General features: G+C 70.2%; 11 protein-coding genes, 1 pseudogene and 1 riboswitch. Of the genes and pseudogenes, 9 read left to right on the top strand and 3 right to left on the bottom strand.

Features of this window, described 5'->3' with window-relative positions:
* Positions 1-4 precede the first annotated feature (4 nt).
* From nuoL to recQ, 4 genes and pseudogenes are all read left to right on the top strand, one after another.
* Positions 5-1,901: pseudogene (gene nuoL / locus RCR19_RS16095) on the top strand (NADH-quinone oxidoreductase subunit L).
* 5 nt (positions 1,902-1,906) lie between these two features.
* Positions 1,907-3,478, top strand: coding sequence for an NADH-quinone oxidoreductase subunit M (locus RCR19_RS16090; protein ID WP_331265771.1), 1,572 nt, complete (start codon positions 1,907-1,909; stop codon positions 3,476-3,478).
* Complete coding sequence (nuoN, locus tag RCR19_RS16085; protein WP_059130212.1) at positions 3,475-5,124, top strand: NADH-quinone oxidoreductase subunit NuoN; 1,650 nt, start codon at positions 3,475-3,477, stop codon at positions 5,122-5,124. Before RCR19_RS16090 ends, nuoN begins: the two co-directional genes overlap by 4 nt.
* Positions 5,125-5,344: 220 nt before the next feature.
* Positions 5,345-7,327 (top strand): DNA helicase RecQ, encoded by a 1,983-nt coding sequence (gene recQ / locus RCR19_RS16080; protein ID WP_331265770.1) that lies wholly within the window; start codon positions 5,345-5,347, stop codon positions 7,325-7,327.
* 89 nt (positions 7,328-7,416) lie between these two features.
* On the opposite strand, the gene fahA is transcribed toward recQ, so the two are convergent.
* Positions 7,417-8,631 (bottom strand): fumarylacetoacetase, encoded by a 1,215-nt coding sequence (fahA, locus tag RCR19_RS16075; RefSeq protein ID WP_331265769.1) that lies wholly within the window; start codon positions 8,629-8,631, stop codon positions 7,417-7,419.
* Between the two features lie 223 nt (positions 8,632-8,854).
* Between fahA and RCR19_RS16070 the strand changes: the two genes are divergently transcribed.
* From RCR19_RS16070 to RCR19_RS16060, 3 genes are all read left to right on the top strand, one after another.
* Positions 8,855-10,123 carry an ATP-grasp domain-containing protein gene (locus tag RCR19_RS16070; protein WP_331265768.1) on the top strand — a complete coding sequence of 423 codons (1,269 nt, stop codon included), beginning with the start codon at positions 8,855-8,857 and terminating at the stop codon, positions 10,121-10,123.
* A gap of 55 nt (positions 10,124-10,178) precedes the next feature.
* The gene (locus tag RCR19_RS16065) at positions 10,179-11,381 is read left to right on the top strand and encodes an FAD-dependent oxidoreductase (RefSeq protein ID WP_331265767.1); all 1,203 of its coding nucleotides are present in this window, start codon (positions 10,179-10,181) and stop codon (positions 11,379-11,381) included.
* Between the two features lie 251 nt (positions 11,382-11,632).
* Positions 11,633-12,454 carry an HAD family hydrolase gene (locus RCR19_RS16060; RefSeq protein ID WP_331265766.1) on the top strand — a complete coding sequence of 274 codons (822 nt, stop codon included), beginning with the start codon at positions 11,633-11,635 and terminating at the stop codon, positions 12,452-12,454.
* Here the strand turns inward: RCR19_RS16060 and RCR19_RS16055 are convergent.
* A complete protein-coding gene (locus RCR19_RS16055) occupies positions 12,448-12,936 on the bottom strand; it encodes a transglycosylase SLT domain-containing protein (protein ID WP_331269458.1) in 489 nt (162 codons plus the stop codon). The genes RCR19_RS16060 and RCR19_RS16055 overlap by 7 nt on opposite strands.
* A 19-nt stretch (positions 12,937-12,955) precedes the next feature.
* A riboswitch (cyclic di-AMP (ydaO/yuaA leader) is annotated at positions 12,956-13,156 on the bottom strand.
* Positions 13,157-13,493: 337 nt separating this feature from the next.
* Positions 13,494-15,485: a CocE/NonD family hydrolase gene (locus RCR19_RS16050; RefSeq protein ID WP_331269457.1), complete on the bottom strand. Its 1,992-nt coding sequence runs from the start codon at positions 15,483-15,485 to the stop codon at positions 13,494-13,496.
* A 462-nt stretch (positions 15,486-15,947) separates the two neighbouring features.
* Between RCR19_RS16050 and RCR19_RS16045 the strand changes: the two genes are divergently transcribed.
* Both RCR19_RS16045 and RCR19_RS16040 read left to right on the top strand, forming a co-directional pair.
* Entirely contained in the window at positions 15,948-16,958 is a 1,011-nt protein-coding gene (locus RCR19_RS16045) for a polyprenyl synthetase family protein (protein WP_331265765.1), read from the top strand.
* A 494-nt stretch (positions 16,959-17,452) separates the two neighbouring features.
* A complete protein-coding gene (locus RCR19_RS16040; RefSeq protein ID WP_331265764.1) occupies positions 17,453-18,688 on the top strand; it encodes a DUF2092 domain-containing protein in 1,236 nt (411 codons plus the stop codon).
* Positions 18,689-18,711: the final 23 nt, after the last annotated feature.

Below are 18,711 nucleotides of genomic sequence, written 5' to 3'. Positions count from 1 at the left end.
AATCGTGGAGAACCTGATTGCGCTGCTGATCGCGGCGCCTCTGCTCGGAGCGGCCGTCCTGTTGTGCGGCGGCAGAAGGCTGGACGCGGTCGGCCACTGGATCGGCACGCTGCTCGCGGGCCTCTCCTTCGTGTTCGGCGCGCTCCTCTTCGCCGACATGCTGGGGAAGGCCGCTGACCACCGGACCGTGACACAGCACCTGTTCAGCTGGATCCCGGTGTCCGGCTTCCAGGCGGACGTCACCTTCCGGCTGGACCAGCTGTCGATGACGTTCGTCCTGTTGATCACCGGTTGTCGGCTCGCTCATCCATCTGTACTCGGTCGGGTACATGGAGCACGACGAGCGCCGGCGCCGCTTCTTCGGCTATCTGAACCTGTTCCTCGCGGCGATGCTGCTGCTCGTCCTCGCGGACAACTATCTGCTGCTGTACGTCGGCTGGGAGGGCGTCGGCCTCGCCTCGTACCTGCTGATCGGCTTCTGGCAGCACAAGCCCAGCGCGGCGACGGCGGCGAAGAAGGCGTTCCTCGTCAACCGCGTCGGCGACATGGGCCTGTCGATCGCCATCATGCTGATGTTCACGACCTTCGGGACCTTCGCCTTCGGGCCGGTCTTCGCGGACGTGAGCGGGACCGGCGAGGGCAAGCTCACCGCCATCGCCCTGATGCTGCTGCTCGCCGCGTGCGGAAAGTCGGCGCAGGTGCCGCTGCAGTCCTGGCTCGGGGACGCGATGGAGGGCCCGACCCCGGTCTCCGCCCTCATCCACGCCGCCACGATGGTGACCGCGGGCGTGTACCTGATCGTCCGCTCCGGCGCCGTCTTCAACGCCGCCCCCGACGCCCAACTGGTCGTCACCGTGGTCGGTGCCGTCACGCTCCTCTTCGGTGCGATCGTCGGTTGCGCGAAGGACGACATCAAGAAGGCGCTGGCCGGCTCGACCATGTCGCAGATCGGCTACATGGTGCTCGCCGCGGGCCTCGGCCCGATCGGTTACGTCTTCGCGATCATGCACCTGGTGACGCACGGCTTCTTCAAGGCCGGGCTGTTCCTCGGCGCCGGTTCGGTCATGCACGGCATGAACGACGAGGTCGACATGCGCAAGTACGGCGGCCTGCGGAAGTACATGCCGGTCACGTTCGTCACCTTCGGCCTCGGCTACCTCGCCATCATCGGCTTCCCCGGACTGTCCGGCTTCTTCTCCAAGGACAAGATCATCGAGGCGGCATTCGCCAAGGGCGGTGCCGAGGGCTGGATCCTCGGCGGCGCGGCCCTGCTGGGCGCGGCCATCACCGCGTACTACATGACGCGCGTGATGATCATGACCTTCTTCGGTGAGAAGCGCTGGCAGCCGGACGAGCACGGCCACGAGCCGCATCCGCACGAGTCGCCCAAGTCCATGACGATCCCGATGATCGTGCTGGCCTTCGGTTCGGTCTTCGCGGGCGGGCTCTTCTCCATCGGGGACCGCTTCCTGCACTGGCTGGAGCCCGTCACCGGACACCAGGAGGGCCACCCGCCCGTCAGTGCCGCCGTGGTCACGGGGGCGACCCTGGTGGTGCTGCTCTTGGGCGCAGTCATCGCCTACGTCCAGTACGGCCGCCGTCCCGTCCCGGTCGTCGCACCGCGCGGTTCGCTGCTCACCCGGGCGGCCCGGCGCGACCTGCTCCAGGACGACTTCAATCACGTCGTCCTCGTCCGCGGCGGAGAGCACCTCACACGTTCCCTGGTGTACATGGACCACACGGTGGTCGACGGCGTCGTCAACGGCACGGCGGCCTCCGTGGGCGGCCTGTCCGGTCGGCTGCGCCGACTGCAGAACGGCTACGCACGGTCGTACGCGGTCTCGATGTTCGGCGGTGCGGCGGTGCTCGTCGCCCTGACCCTGCTGATGAGGGCGGTCTGATAGCGATGTCCTTTCCCCTCCTGACAGCGACGGTGGTGCTCCCGGCCGTGGGCGCGATCGCCACGGCCGCGGTACCGGCCGCGCAGCGCACCGCCGCGAAGTGGCTGGCGCTCGTCGTCTCGCTCGCCACACTCGTGCTCGCCGCCCTGGTCGTGGTCCGCTTCGAACCGGGCGGCTCCCGCTACCAGCTCACCGAGTCCCACGCCTGGATCAAGGACTTCGGGGTGCGGTACGAACTCGGTGTGGACGGCATCGCCGTGGCGCTCCTCGCGCTCACCGCCCTGCTGATCCCGTTCGTGATCCTGGCGGGCTGGCACGACGCCGACACGCTGGAGACCGGCAGTCGCCGCTGGCGGCCGACGCAGGGCTTCTTCGCCCTGATCCTGGCGGTCGAGGCGATGGTGATGCTCTCCTTCGAGGCCACCGACGTCTTCGTCTTCTACATCTTCTTCGAAGCCATGCTCATCCCGATGTACTTCCTCATCGGCGGCTTCGGGGACCGTGCCCACGAGCACGGCGAGAAGGTGGCGTCCACCCAGCGGTCGTACGCCGCCGTGAAGTTCCTTCTGTACAACCTGGTCGGCGGCCTGATCATGCTGGCCGCCGTGATCGGCCTCTATGTGCAGGCGGGGACCTTCTCGCTGCCGGAGATCGTCCAGGCCCGGGCGAACGGCTCGCTCCACATGGCGACGGGCACCGAGCGGTGGCTGTTCCTCGGCTTCTTCTTCGCCTTCGCGGTGAAGGCGCCGCTGTGGCCGGTGCACACCTGGCTGCCCAACGCGATGGGGGAGGCCACCGCCCCGGTCGCCGTGCTGATCACGGCAGTCGTCGACAAGGTGGGCACCTTCGCGATGCTCCGCTTCTGCCTCCAGCTGTTCCCGGAGGCGAGCAAGTGGGCGACGCCCGTCATCCTCGTCCTGGCCCTCATCAGCATCGTCTACGGCGCTCTGCTCGCGGTCGGCCAGCGCGACATCAAGCGGCTGGTCGCCTACGCCTCCATCTCGCACTTCGGCTTCATCATCATGGGCATCTTCGCGATGACGAGCCAGGGCCAGTCGGGCGCGACGCTCTACATGGTCAACCACGGGATCTCGACCGCCGCCCTGATGCTGGTGGCGGGCTTCCTGATCTCGCGCCGCGGCTCGCGTCTGATCGCGGACTACGGAGGCGTGCAGAAGGTGGCCCCCGTGCTCGCCGGCACCTTCCTCATCGGTGGTCTGGCGACACTGTCCCTGCCCGGACTCGCACCGTTCGTCAGTGAGTTCCTGGTCCTGGTCGGCACCTTCGCCCGCCATCCGGTGATCGGCATCATCGCCACCTTCGGCATCGTGCTCGCCGCGCTCTACACCCTCGTCCTCTACCAGCGGACGATGACGGGCCCGGTGAAGCCGGAGGTCGCCGAGATGCCGGACCTGCGCGTGCGCGAGGTCCTGGTGGTCGCCCCGCTGATCGTGCTGTTGATCTTCCTGGGTGTCTACCCGAAGCCGGTCGCCGACATCGTGAACCCGGCGGTCAAGCAGACCATGTCCGACGTACACCAGACCGATCCCAAGCCCGAGGTGGAGGCGGCCAAGTGAGCGCAGCAGCCGTCCACAGCCTGTGGACAACCGCGGCCGACCCGATCTCGAAGATCGAGACGCCGAAGATCGAATACGGACAGTTGTCCCCGACCCTGATCGTCATCGGTGGAGCGCTCATCGGTGTGCTGATCGAGGCGTTCGTCCCGCGCAAGTCCCGCTACTACGCGCAGGCGTTCCTCTCGGCCGTCACGCTCGCCGCCGCGTTCGCCGCGGTGGTGGCGCTCGCGGCCGGCGGCTACGGCACCACGAAGGCGCATATCGCGGCCATGGGCGCGATCGCGGTCGACGGGCCGTCCCTCTTCCTTCAGGGGACGATCCTGCTGGCCGGCCTGCTCGGGGTGTTCACCTTCGCCGAACGGCATCTGGACCCGCTGGCGCACGGCAACCGGGTCGACTCCTTCGCCGCGCAGGCGGCCTCCGTGCCGGGCAGCGACAGCGAGAAGGCCGCCGTGAAGGCCGGGTTCACCACGACGGAGGCGTTCCCGCTGCTGCTGTTCGCGGTCAGCGGCATGCTCGTCTTCCCCTCGGCGAACGACCTGCTGACGCTGTTCGTCGCCCTGGAGGTCTTCTCGCTGCCGCTGTACCTGCTGTGCGCGCTGGCGCGCCGCAAGCGGCTGATGTCGCAGGAGGCCGCGGTCAAGTACTTCCTGCTCGGGGCCTTCGCCTCCGCGTTCACCCTGTTCGGCATCGCACTGCTCTACGGGTACGCGGGCTCGGTGTCCTACGCGACGATCGCGCAGGTCGTCGACGGCACGGTCACCAATGTCGACCCGGCACTCGCGGGCACCATGGGCAACGACGCCCTGCTGCTGATCGGCGCCGCGATGGTCGTGATGGGTCTGCTGTTCAAGGTGGGCGCGGTTCCGTTCCACATGTGGACACCGGACGTGTACCAGGGCGCGCCGACCCCGGTGACCGGCTTCATGGCCGCGGCGACCAAGGTGGCGGCGTTCGGTGCGCTGCTGCGGCTGCTGTACGTGGTCCTGCCGGGCATGCGCTGGGACTGGCGTCCGGTGATGTGGGCGGTCGCGATCGTCACCATGCTGGGCGGTGCGATCGTCGCGATCACGCAGACCGACATCAAGCGGCTGCTGGCCTACTCGTCCATCGCGCACGCGGGCTTCATCCTCGCCGGTGTCATCGCGACATCGCGGGACGGAGTGTCCTCGGTTCTCTTCTACCTGGCCGCGTACTCGTTCGTGACGATCGGCGCCTTCGCCGTCGTGACGCTCGTCCGTGACGCGGGCGGCGAGGCGACGCACCTGTCCAAGTGGGCGGGACTCGGGCGCAGGTCGCCGCTGGTCGCGGCCGTGTTCGCGGTGTTCCTGCTGGCCTTCGCGGGCATCCCGCTGACATCGGGGTTCGCGGGGAAGTTCGCCGTGTTCAAGGCGGCGGCCGAGGGCGGGGCGATGCCGCTGGTGGTGATCGGCGTGATCTCGTCGGCGATCGCCGCGTTCTTCTACATCCGTGTGATCGTGCTGATGTTCTTCAGTGAGCCGCATCCCGAGGGCCCGACCGTCGCGGTGCCCTCGGCGCTGACGACGACGGCGATCGCGGTGGGCGTGGCGGTCACGCTGGTCCTGGGTGTGGCGCCCCAGTACTTCCTGGATCTGGCTAGCCAGGCGGGCGTGTTCGTCCGCTGACGAGCCCCGCCGCACAGGACGGCCCGGTGCCCGCTCGGGGGGTGCCGGGTCGTCGTGCTGAGACGGCGGGGCCGCTGCGCACCGGAGGAGCGCACCGGGTGAACGATCAAGGCGCCGTCGACGCGGGGGGACGGGGAACCTGTGGACAACTCCGGAGCCTGTCGGCGCGGCCCCCTATCGTGGACGTCGTGGTCGAGGGACGACGCACGGGGGACGGGCGATGGACGGGACAGGTGTGATGACCGAGGCGGGCGTGATTCCGGCGCCGGGTGGCGGAAGCGAGGCGCAGGCCGCGCTGCACCGGGTCTTCGGCTACGAGACCTTCCGTGGTGATCAGGAAGTGATCATCGAGCACGTGGTGGCCGGCGGCGACGCCGTTGTGCTCATGCCGACCGGTGGCGGCAAGTCGCTCTGCTACCAGATCCCGGCCCTGGTCAGACCGGGTACGGGCGTGGTGGTGTCCCCGCTGATCGCGCTGATGCAGGACCAGGTGGACGCGCTGCGGGCGCTGGGTGTGCGGGCCGGCTTCGTCAATTCCACGCAGGACTTCGACGAGCGGCGGGTGGTGGAGGCGGAGTTCCTGGCCGGTGAGCTCGACCTGCTCTATCTGGCCCCGGAGCGGCTGCGCCTGGAGTCCACCCTCGATCTGCTCTCGCGCGGCAAGATCTCGGTGTTCGCGATCGACGAGGCGCACTGCGTGTCCCAGTGGGGCCACGACTTCCGGCCCGACTACCTCGCGTTGTCCGTGCTCGGCGAGCGCTGGCCGGACGTCCCGCGCATCGCTCTCACGGCGACCGCGACGCACTCCACGCACCAGGAGATCACCCAGAGGCTGAACATGCCGGCGGCCCGCCACTTCGTGGCGAGCTTCGACCGACCCAACATCCAGTACCGGATCGTCCCCAAGGCCGACCCCAGGAAGCAGCTGCTGGCGTTCCTGCGCGAGGAGCACCAGGGTGACGCGGGCATCGTGTACTGCCTGTCGCGGAACTCGGTGGAGAAGACCGCGGAGTTCCTGACCCGCAACGGCGTCGAGGCGGTGCCGTACCACGCGGGCCTGGACGCGGGCACTCGGGCGGCGCACCAGGCCCGCTTCCTGCGCGAGGACGGCCTGGTCGTGGTCGCGACGATCGCGTTCGGCATGGGCATCGACAAGCCGGACGTGCGGTTCGTCGCCCATCTGGACCTGCCGAAGTCGATCGAGGGCTACTACCAGGAGACGGGCCGGGCGGGTCGCGACGGACTGCCGTCCACGGCCTGGATGGCCTACGGGCTGAACGACGTCGTACAGCAGCGCAAGCTGATCCAGTCCGGTGACGGCGACGAGGCGTTCCGCCGCCGGGCCCAGGCGCACCTGGACGCGATGCTGGCGCTGTGCGAGACGGCCCGGTGCCGCCGCGGCGGGCTGCTCTCCTACTTCGGCCAGGATCCGGAGCCGGGCGGCTGCGGCAACTGCGACACATGCCTGGTGCCGCCCGAGACGTGGGACGGGACCGTCGCGGCGCAGAAGGTGCTGTCCACGGTGTGGCGGCTGGACCGGGAGCGACGCCAGAAGTTCGGGGCGCTGCAGATCGTCGACATCCTGCTGGGGCGGCGCACCGCGAAGGTGATCCAGTTCGACCACGACCAGTTGTCGGTGTTCGGCATCGGCGAGGAGCTGACCGAGGGCGAATGGCGGGGCGTGATCCGGCAGTTGCTGGCGCAGAGCCTGCTCGCGGTCGAGGGCGAGTACGGGACGCTGGTGCTGACCGAGGAGAGCGGGGCGGTGCTGGGGCGGGAGCGCGAGGTGCCGCTGCGCAAGGAGCCGCCCAAGCCCACGGTCGCGCGGTCCGCCGCATCGAAGGGGGAGCGGTCCGCCAAGGCCGCGGTCGAGCTGGCGCCGGAGCTGCTGCCCGTCTTCGAGGCCCTGCGCTCCTGGCGCGCCGCTCAGGCCAGGGAACAGGGCGTCCCGGCATACGTGATCTTCCACGACGCGACGCTCCGCGAGATCGCCGCCGTCCGTCCGAAGTCGGTGGCGGAGCTCGGCACGATCAGCGGGGTGGGGGAGAAGAAACTCGTCACATACGGCGAGGGGGTGCTCACGGTGCTCGCCGGTCTCGACGGAGGCGCCGGGGACGGCGGGCCGGTACCGGACGCGGCTGCGGAGCCGGAGTGGCCGGAGCCGGCGGACGAGCCCGAGCCCGAGCCCGAGGACTGGGCCTAGAAGCCCGAGGCAGGGAGCGGTCCCCCTGGGGCCGGCCGCCCACGAGGAGCACCGCGACTCATGGGCGGCCGTGCGGCTCAAGGACTCCTTCAGAGGCTCGGTACCACCCGGCCCGTGACCTCCCCGAGCCCCACCCGGGTCCCGTCCGGTCCCGGTGCCCAGGCCGTCAGCGTCACCACGTCCCCGTCCTCCAGGAACGCCCGCTTGCCGTCCGGGAGCTCGAGCGGGTCGCGTCCGTTCCAGGTCAGTTCGAGGAGCGAGCCCCGCTCGCCCTCCGTCGGCCCGCTCACGGTGCCCGAGCCGTAGAGGTCGCCCGTCCGCAGGGAGGCCCCGTTCACGGTCATGTGCGCCAGCTGCTGGGCCGCCGTCCAGTACATCGTGGAGAACGGCGGCTCGGAGACCACCTGGCCGTTGATCGCGACGGAGATGCGCAGGTCGTAACCGGCCGGTTCCTCCTGTGCGTCGTCCAGGTAGGGCAGCAGCGGGTGGGTGCGCTCCGGTGGCTCCACCCGTGCCTCCTCCAGCGCGTCCAGCGGGGTGATCCAGGCCGAGACGGACGTGGCGAACGACTTTCCGAGGAACGGCCCGAGCGGCACGTACTCCCACGCCTGGACGTCCCGCGCCGACCAGTCGTTGAGCAGGCACAGCCCGAACACGTGGTCGCGGAAGGCCGACAGCGGCACGGACCCGCCCAGCTGCGAGGGCACACCCACCACGAATCCCACCTCGGCCTCGATGTCCAGGCGAACCGAGGGCCCGAAGACCGGCGCCGGGTCGGTGGGGGCCTTGCGCTGACCCCGCGGACGTACGACGTCCGTGCCCGACACCACCACCGTCCCCGCCCGGCCGTGGTAACCGATGGGCAGATGCTTCCAGTTGGGGGTCAGGGAGTCCGCGGCGTCCGGGCGGAAGATCTGCCCGACGTTACGGGAGTGGTTCTCGGAGGAGTAGAAGTCGACATAGTCCGCGACCTCGAAGGGCAGATGCAGCGTCACCTCGGAGAGCGGGTGCAGAAGGGGCTCGACGGTCTCCCGGTGCGCGGGCACCGTCACCCACGCGGTCAGTGCCCGGCGCACGTCCGACCAGGCGGTACGACCGGCCGCCAGCAGGGGGCCCAGGGACGGCCGGGCCAGCAGGGAGGCGTACGGGGAGCCGAGAGCGTGCGCCGCCGCGCCCGCGTCGAGCACGTGGTCGCCCAGGCGGACGCCGACGCTCCGCTCGTCGGAGCCGGCCGGTGAGAACACGCCATAGGGAAGGTTGTGCGGGCCGAAGGGGTCGCCCTCGGGGACATCGAAGGGGGGCATCGGATGCTGCCTCGCTTTCGTGCACTTCAGGGTGCGCCGTGCATGGGTGTGTGTTCCATGTGGTCGACGCACACGTTACGGGTGAGAAGCCTGTCCGGGCCATGTCTAAAGAGTTCGCAATGTCCGGAAAAGCCTTGTCGGAGGGGCCAATTCCGGCTTAGCGTCCTTTGGGGGACACGGACGGGGTGGGTCCGGTCCATAGGGGGGACACGTGGGGGGACCCGTGGCCAGGAGTACCGTCGGCGTGCCGTTCGACGCGGACTGCGACGTACCTGGGCTCATTGTGAAGTTCGGCGACTATCCGCTGCACCACGGTGGGGTGGGCGCCATCCGCAGCCTGGGCCGGCTCGGCATACCGATGTACGCGATCACCGAGGACCGTTACACACCGGCCGCCCTCTCGCGCTATCTGCGGCGTCCCTTCGTCTGGCCGACCACCGGCACGGAGGAACCCGAGCGGCTGGTGGAGGGCCTGCTGCGGATCGGCCGCAGCATCGGCCGCCCGACGGTGCTCGTCCCCACGGACGAGGAGGCAGCGGTCCTGATCGCGGAGCACCAGGACGTCCTGGGCGGCCCCTTCCTCTTCCCGAAGGTGGATGCCAAGCTTCCGCGCCGTCTGGCCAGCAAACAGGGGCTGCACGAACTGTGCGTGGAACACGGCATCCCGAGTCCCGCGGCCGCCTTCCCGCAGTCCTACGACGACATCGTCGCCTTCGCCGACAAGGCGCGCTTCCCGCTCGTGGCCAAGAACCGCGAGGCGTTCGTGCGCCGCTCGCAGCCCGCCGTGAACGGGACGACCAGGATCGCCACCCGTGAGGGCCTGCTGGCGCTCGCCCGCGACTGGGGCGAGCACCCCGGAGTGATCCTCCAGGAATACCTGCCGCGGGAGGAGGCCGAGGACTGGATCGTGCACGCGTACTTCGATCAGGACTCGACCCCGCTCGCCCTGTTCACCGGTGTCAAGGTCCGCTCGTGGCCGCCGCACGCGGGCATGACGGCCAACGCGTACGTCGTCGACAATCCCGAACTCGCCGACCTCGCCGCGCGTTTCATCAAGCAGATCGGCTTCACCGGCATCATCGACCTCGACCTGCGCTTCGACCGCCGCGACGGCCGGTACAAGCTGCTCGACTTCAACCCACGCATGGGCGCGCAGTTCCGGCTCTTCGAGAACGAGTCGGGGGTGGACGTCGTCCGCGCCATGCACCTGGACCTGACCGGCCGCGCCGTACCGGAGGGGGAACAGCGCGCCGGCCACCGCTACATCGTGGAGAACATCGACCTGCCCGCTCTGCTCGCGTACCGCCGCAGCGGCTACACGACGCCGCACGCACCGGCCCGTGCGAGCGGTACGGAGCTCGCCTGGCTGGCGCGTGACGACGTGCGGCCGTTCCTCACGATGCTCGCTCGCTTCGTGCGGCCGGGCGCGAAGCACCTGTATCAGCTGTGGCGGACCCGTCGCCGCGGCAGCACCACGAGTCCGGGCAGGTAGCCCGGCTCGGCCGTCTCCCACGAAGTAGGCACGTAGCGTCCTGGGGAGGGACTTCGTGATTCAACCGGTAGCAATCATCGGCGCCGGGCCGTTCGGCTTGTCCACCGCCGCCCATCTGCGGGCGCGCGGAATCCCGGTGCGCGTCTTCGGCGACCCCATGGTGAGCTGGCGCGACCACATGCCGGAGGGCATGCTCCTCAAGTCCACCCCGGCGGCCTCGAACCTCGACGCCCCACAGCGCGGGCACAACCTGGTCGACTACTGCGACGCCGCCGGCATCCCCCGGCTGGTGACGGACGAGGACATCGTCCCCGTCGAGACGTTCATCGCCTACGGGCGGTGGTTCCAGGAGAAGCTGGTGCCCGAACTCGAGCAGGTCCGGGTGGTCTCCGTGGACCGACGACCGGGCGGCGGCTTCGAGTTGAAGCTCGACTCGGGCGAGACGTTCGCCGCCCGGGCGGTCGTGGTGGCGACGGGTCTGTCGGGGCTCGCGCATCTGCCGACGGAGCTGGCGGCGGCCGCGGTGGACGGAGCCACGCCCACGGGCCCGTTCTCCCACAGTTCCCAGCATCACGATCTGACCCGGTTCTCCGGCAAGGAGCTGATGGTCATCGGGGCTGGGCAGTCCGCGCTGGAAACGGCGGCGCTGGCGGCGGAGGCGGGCGCGCGGGTGCGCGTGGTCTCACGCGGCCACGGCAGGGTCGCCTTCGGCGCTCCTCCGTGGAACCAGCCCAGGCTGCGACCCGAATCGCCCTTCGGCCGCGCCTGGTCGCTGTGGGCGCTGACGTACTACCCGCACCCGTACCGCTTCCTGCCCGAGCAGACCCGCCACTACCTGGTCCGCCGCGTTCTCGGTCCGCTCGGCGCCTGGTGGCTGAAGGACCGCTTCGACGGCAAGGTCGAGGTGTGTGAGGTCGCCGGCGTCGTCGGCGCCTCCGCGTCCGACGGCAGCCCGGCCCTGACGGTCCGGACCCATGCGGGGAGCACGGAGGAACTGACCGCCGACCATGTCATCGCCGCAACCGGCTACCGCGTGGACATCGCCGCGATGGACTTCCTGGGGCACGAGCTGCGCACCCGGCTCGCGGTGAGCCGGGGCGCGCCGCGGCTCGGCGCGGGATACGTGTCCTCCGTCCCCGGCCTGTACTTCACGGGCCTCCCGGCGGCGGCCTCGTACGGACCGGTGATGCGCTTCGTGTGCGGGACGGAGTTCGCGTCCCCGCGGCTGGCGAAGCATCTGGCGGCGGCGCACGCCTGACCGGAGCGCGGGGGCGTGACACCGTTGCGTCCCCGCCGATCCGGGCGGCAGCCGGGACCCGGACCGCATGCGGCACAAGGGCCCGCATCGGTGAAGTGCCGTCCGGCGCACCGGAGTCGGGCCACGGGCGGAGATGCCGGACGCCGGTGGTGCGAGGCGGCACCGCGGTCGCGGCGCGGAGTGCACGGGACGGCGGACGTGGTCCGGTTCTCGCTGAACCGTGGGTGCGTTTCCATCCGTATTCTCTGATCATGGCCGCACCCCTCACGTACTCACTCATCGCCACTGACCTGGACGGAACGCTGCTCCGTGGTGACGACACGCTCTCCGACCGGTCAAGGGCCGCTCTGGCGCGGGCCGCTGCCGCCGGCGCCCGGCATCTCGTGGTGACGGGCCGCCCGGCGCCCAGGGTGCGGCCGCTGCTCGACGACCTCGGCAGCAAGGGGCTCGCGGTGTGCGGACAGGGCGCGCAGGTGTACGACGCCGGCGCGGACCGGCTGCTGTTCTCGGTCACCCTGGACCGGGAGTTGGCCGAGACCGCGCTGGGCAAGATCGAGGCCGAGGTGGGGCAGGTGTACGCGGCCGTCGACCAGGACGGAGTGGACGGGCTCACACTCATCGAACCCGGCTATCTGATGCCGCACCCCACACTGCCCGCGGTGCGGGTCGAGCGCCGCGACGATCTGTGGTGCGAGCCCATCAGCAAGGTGCTGCTGCGCCATCACGCCCTGTCCGACGACGAGTTGGCGACGGTGGCCAGGGGAGCGGTGGGGTCCCTTGCGTCGGTCACCATGTCCGGGCCGGGCACCGTCGAGCTCCAGCCGTGCGGCGTGACCAAGGCGACGGGGCTCGCGCTGGCCGCAGGTTTCCTGGACCTGAGCCCCTCGGAAACCGTCGCCTTCGGTGACATGCCCAACGACATCCCGATGTTCGAGTGGGCGGCGTACGGCGTCGCTATGGCCAACGCCCACCCCGAACTGAAAGCGGTCGCCGACGAGATCACGACGTCGAACGAGGACGACGGCATCGCCGTCGTCCTCGAGCGACTGTTCCCCGAAGACCGATCTCAGTAGGCGCTGTAGACGTTGTCGATCGAGCCGTAGCGGTGGGCGGCGTAGTTGCACGCGGCCGTGATGTTCGCGACCGGGTCGTAGGGGTCGAAAGCGGTACCCGGCACGTGGTACGCCCGGAAGGTCGGGTCGATGACCTGGAGCAGCCCCTTGGACGGGATGCCCTTGCGGGCGTTGGAGTCCCAGAGGTTGATGGCGCGGGGGTTGCCCGACGACTCGCGCATCACGTTGCGGTAGATGCCGTTGTAGCTGCCGGGGATTCCGCGCTCGGCCATGATGGCCAGGGACTGGCGGATCCAGCTGTCCAGGGAACCGGCGCGGGACGCAGCGCTGGTGACCTTGGCCGGAGCCGCCGACGGGGCGGCGGAGGCGCAGGTCGCACCCAGGATGGGGAGGGCGAGAACGGCTGCTCCGGTACCCGCGACTGCGAGAGTGCGGGTGAGGCGGGAGGCCTTGGAGTTGCGGTCCCGACGGCGTGCGGGCAGGGCGAAAGCGGACACGTTGTATTCCTCTCCGTCGCCTGCGAGGTGAGCTGTCGGGTTCGGGCGGGGAGGTGCCCGGCCGTGTCCTCGCTGCCGAGGCACGGCTTCACCCCGAGCCGTTCCGGTGCTGTGTCCGGTTCGGCGACCTACTTGGGTCCCCCGCTCCTGCCGTTATGGGGTCGAAGGCTTCTCGAGCGGCGGCAGGATTCGGCGTTCCGCTCGGGTCGAATGGAAGGTATGCGAACGCACATGCCAGGAACAAGCCCGGAAATCACTTCCTGACCCAATTGACCCCGGTAATCGGGAATAGGGGGTTTGATCCACATTGCCGAAACGGGTGCAACTCACCTGCCGCGAACGGCTTGTTGACGAGGGTGACCGGAAGGGTCGCAACAGGGGGCAAGCGACCCATTTCACCCCGACCAGCCAAGGGTGTGATGACTTGATTCGGGTGATATGTCCGTATCTGAAGCGAGGTCGCCCTCGGGCGCTCGATTGAAGCTCCCGAGTGCGCAATTCGGGCATTTCATTACACAAGGGATGGAGGCGTGGGCCGGCGTCTAGCCCGTCGTGCGGGGGATCCGCCTCTGCCATGTCCGGTGGAACACCACGTCGTAGCCGTCCTTGCAGACGATCTCGTTCGAGGTGACGAAGTCGGCGGCGGTGCAGGTGATCTCGGAGTGGGCCTCCACCCTCGCGTCCCATCCCCGCTCCGGGCGGTGCAGCCGGATCGACCAGTCGCAGCGGGTGCGGGCGGTCGACGGATCCGCGTCCTCGACGGTGTACGCCTCCAGCGCGTCCTCGGTCACTTCCAGGCCGTCCGGATACACCTGGGTGCCGTTGCGGCGCGGGTCGACCACCAGGAGCCATTCGCCCTTGGCCATGTCCCGTACCGACAGGCGCTCCGGACGCGGTTCGTCGAGCACGGCTGCGGCGCTGACACCGAGCGGCGCGGACTGCTCGGGCTCCTCGAAGGCGATGCCCGCTGCCGACTCCGGTACACGAACGGGAAGTTCGAGCGCGCTGCCCGTCGGGTGCAGCGCGAAGCCGGCCTCCGACTCGGGCTGCGGCCACAGCCAGGGCCAGTACGCGGAGGAGACGGCGAGGCGGATGCGGTGGCCGGCACCGAAGGCGTGGCCGATGCCGCTCAGTTCGAACTCCACGTCCTCGGCCGAGCCGGGGATCCAGGGGACCGCCCGGCCGGGACCCCGGCGCGCCGACAGATTGAGGGTGCCCCGGGTGACCAGCGTCGACGCCCCGTCGGGCGCCACGTCGCAGAGCCGGACGACCACCTGACCGCGCTCCACAGGACAGGCGATCCGCAGCCGTACCCGGGGCCGCCCCAGCACCCAGGTCTCCTCGGTCGCCGCGAACTCGAAGCACGCCGATCTCGCGTCCTCCTCACGCTGGTCGGGCGGCAGGTCCGCGTCGTCCCCCCGCGGGACGAAGCGGCCCGCGTCGAGACCGGTGTGCATCGGGGACCGTACGAGCACCGGGGTGCCCTGGAGCGCGTACGAGATGCGGCTGACGTTCGGCGACGGCCAGGACGGCTCGCCGACCCAACGGCCCGGCAGCACGTCGTAGCTCGTCGCCGGCGGGTGCGGGTCCGTGACGTAGGCCCGCAGCAGCGGCTCGGCCATGACCCCCGTGTCCTCGCCCTTGAGCCAGTGGTCCCACCAGCGGAGCGTCTCCTGGAGGAAGCCGATCGCAGGTCCGGGCAGCCCGTGGTCCGGATAGTGGTGCGACCAGGGCCCGATCAGGCCGCGGACACGATCGGAGGGGAGGTGCTCCAGGATCCGGAGCACGGTGTCCCGGTACGGGTCGAACCAGCCGCTCACGGCGAGCACCGGCGCCCGGAGCCCCTCATGGTCCGCGGGAGCGCCGTCGGGCTGCCGGGCCTCCCCGCGCTCCGGCTGCACCGGCCAGGAGTCCACGAGCGGGTCCAGCCCCTGCAGGCGCCGGGCCCAGACGTCCCGCCACACCGTGCCCACATACGCCGGGTCGGGCGGACGGGCCGCGAGGGCGAGCAGTGCCGCCGACCGGGCGGGCAGGCCCGCCGCCAGGACCGAACCACCCACGTCGTACACGTCGTTGCCGGGGAGGTCGTCGGTGGGGCAGACCGCGACGACCGCCCCGAGCGGAGCCGGTGCGAGGGCGGCGAGCCGCAGAGAGGCGAACCCGCCCCGCCCGAGGCCGAACAGCCCCACGCTGCCGTCGCACCAGGGCTGTGCGGCCAGCCAGTCGAGCACCTCGACCCCGTCGGACAGGGCAGTCGCCGCATGCGCGGCGGTCGGAGTGCCGTCCGAGTTGCCGTGCCCGCGCGCGTCCACGCGCACGGAGACGTAACCGTGGCCCGCGTACCACGGGTGTCGCTGCCAGTCGCGGGCGGCCGTGGAGTCGGTGAGCCGGCAGGGGAGGTACTCGAGCAGGGCGGGGGCGGGCTCCTCGGTCCGCGGGCGCCATGCGCGTGCGTACAGGCGCGTGCCGTCCCGGAGCGGGATCCAGAAGTCGTCGTGAGTCGTTTCGTGAGGGAAGGAGGTACGGATGTGCATGCGCATGGCCTCGGACTCCTCGACGACGTCCGCAGCGGACCGGTCCGTGTTGCGGTTACGGGGACGTGAGGAGGGCACCCGCGTGTCTGCGCCCGCCCGGGTGACGGCGGCCGGTGCCCCGCGACCCGGGGGGCCGAGTCCGCTGGGATGCGTCCGCCGGGGTACACGAGAGGAGATGAGGGGCCGGTACCTGCTGCGGGAGGTGCTTTTCCGGTATGTGGATGAATGGATGTTCGTATCGCCTGATCACGAACATACCGCTCGTGATCCGATACCGCCCGGCCTGGAACTGTGGGCGCTCGCAGTGATCGAAACGTGACCGGATACGCTGACTTGAGTGATGGCAACGACAGATCGACAAACTCGATGAGTCACGTCGGCAGACAACGTCATCGACGAAGTGACCGTCCTTGAGACCAACCGTGTGATCGTCAGCAGACGTCAGCAGACAGGAGACCCCACGTGACCGTCGTCGGGCCGTTCGGGCTGAGCGTGCGGGACCAGGCTCTGGAAGCCGATGTCCAGGCCGGATTGGCGGCTGTCGAGGAGGGGTTGCTCGAGGCCACCAAGAGCGAGGTGCCCTTCATCACGAAGGCGGCGCAGCATCTCGTCCATGCGGGTGGGAAGCGTTTCAGGCCGTTGCTCGTGACGCTCTCGGCGCAGTTCGGCGATCCGTACGCACCCGGAGTCGTGCCCTCCGCCGTGGTCGTGGAACTGACCCATCTCGCCACGCTGTACCACGACGACGTGATGGACGAGGCCGAGGTACGGCGCGGCGTGGACAGCGCCAACAGCCGCTGGGGCAACTCCGTCGCGGTCCTCACCGGTGACTTCCTCTTCGCGAGGGCGTCGCACATCCTGGCCGATCTCGGCCCTGAGGCGGTCCGTATCCAGGCGGAGGCCTTCGAGCGTCTGGTCACCGGTCAGATCCTGGAGACGGCCGGCCCCCGGGACGGCCGCGACCCGGTGGAGCACTACCTCGACGTCCTCGGCGGCAAGACGGGCTCACTTGTGGCGGTGGCCTGCCGGTTCGGGGCGATGATGTCGGGCGCCGACGAGACGGTCGTGGACGTGCTGACGCAGTACGGCGAGCGGCTCGGCGTGGCGTTCCAGCTGGCCGACGACGTGCTGGACATCGCCTCCGACTCGCACGAGTCCGGGAAGACGCCCGGGACGGACCTGCGGGAAGGCGTCCCCACGCTTCCGGTCCTGCGCCTGCGTGAGCGGGTGGAGCGCCTGGGCCTGCCCGAGGACATCGCCCTGTGCGAGCTACTGGACTCGGACCTCACGGACGACGCCCGTCACGCGGAGGCCCTCGCCCGCCTGCGTGTCCATCCGGCCCTGGAGCAGGCCAGGCGCGACACGATCCGCTACGCGGAGGACGCCCGCTCGGCCTTGGTCCCGCTGCCGGAGTGCGGCGCGAAGGCGGCGCTGACCGAGCTGTGCGACGCCGTGGTGCACCGCGCCGGCTGACGGACCGGCGCCGGAGTCGTTCCGGCCTTCCGCGGCGCGCCCGGACATCCGCGACCGTCCTGTCGGGCGCCTTTGAAATATGTGATCCAGGTCACAAACCCGGATCGACCCCGGGCTCGCTGCGGCACCGGCGGGTTCCCGCACCCCTGGGACGGTCGTGGGCGTTCCCTTCCGGGCGGACTGTGTCCTCGTGCAGCACCGATCCGCAGATCCGGCAACCCGGGAATTCCGGAAACGCGGCGCCCCGTCCGACCCCTACGGGTCGGGGCAGGCGTCGCCCCGGCATGTCATACCCCAGGATTACGCGGACTTGAGTCCGCGGGCTGACGCTTCTCCCCGGTCGATTTGGTCAGATGGGAGACACCACCTCACAGGAGTTCGGGTGAGAATGGCGGCAAAGGGGTGGTGGCGTCTCCCCGCTCGAGGGAAGTCGAGAACTCGGGTGGAGAGCGCTCGGACGGTTGATGGCCGCCGACGACGGAGGTTAGGCAGACATGGCACCGTACGAATCCGACGACAACACACCCGCCGGGGAGGCCGAGGACGTACGCGACGGGCGGCGCACGGCCGCACGGTACGTGGTCCCCGCAGCGGTGGTGGGAGTGGCGGCGGCGACCATCGGGCTCGTCCCGGCGTTCGCCGGCTCCGGCGACCCCGACCTGCCCGAGATCAGCGCCCAGCAGCTCATGGAGAAGATCGCCGAGTCGGACGTCCAGCAGATGTCCGGCACGGTCAAGATCAGCACGGACCTCGGCCTGCCGAACCTGGGCGGCCTGCAGGACAGCCTCGCCTCCGGTGCGCTCTCCCAGGGCGCGGGCGACAAGGACGGCTCGGCCGCAGATCCGAGCTCCAAGCTGCTCGAACTGGCCTCCGGCACGCACACGCTGCGCGTCGCGGCCGACGGCGACAACAAGCAGAAGCTCTCGCTCATCGAGAAGGCCGCCGAGTACAGCGTCATCCGCAACGGCGACGACGTCTGGGCCTACGACAGCGCCTCCAACCAGGCGTACCACACGACCGGTGCGGGCGACCGCCACGGTTCGACGGCGGCGCCCGAGGACGTGCCCGCCACGCCGAAGGACTTCGCGGAAGAGGCCCTGAAGGCCGGCGACAAGACCACCTCGGTGACGGTCGACGGCACGGCCCAGGTCGCCGGCCGGGACGCCTACAAGCTGCTGATCAGGCCCAAGCAGTCGGGCACCACGGTCGGCGCGATCAGCATCGCGGTGGACGCCAGGACCGGGATGCCGCTGAAGTTCACGCTGACCCCGGCGTCGGGCGGCGCTGCCGTCGTGGACGTGGGCTTCACGGAGGTCTCGTTCGCCAGGCCGGCCGCTTCGACCTTCGACTTCACGCCCCCCAAGGGCACGAAGGTCACCCAGGGCGACGAAATGAAGGGGCACGAGGGGAAGGCGCAGCCCAAGGGCATGCCCAAGGGCATGGAGAAGGGCGCCGAGGGCACCGGGCCGAAGACCATCGGTGAGGGCTGGAACGCGATCGCCGTGTTCGACTCGGGCAGCAAGGGCGGGGTGCCCTCGGGCGCCGCGTCCGACGGCGGCGCTGCCGCCGGGTTCCTGGGCTCCCTCGGCGACCAGGTGAAGGGCAAGTTCGGCTCGGGCACGGTCTTCTCGACCCGCCTGGTCAACGCCCTGATGACGGACGACGGCAAGGTCTACGTCGGCGCGGTGACCAAGGACGCGCTGGTCAAGGCGGCGGACGCCGCCAAGTAGTCGCCCACGGACGGTACGGACAG

It is taken from the genome of Streptomyces sp. WAC07094 (assembly GCF_036320405.1).
GTDB lineage: Bacteria > Actinomycetota > Actinomycetes > Streptomycetales > Streptomycetaceae > Streptomyces > Streptomyces lannensis.
The sequence above is the reverse complement of the archived record's forward strand: the minus strand, read 5'-3'. Positions and strand labels throughout refer to the sequence as shown.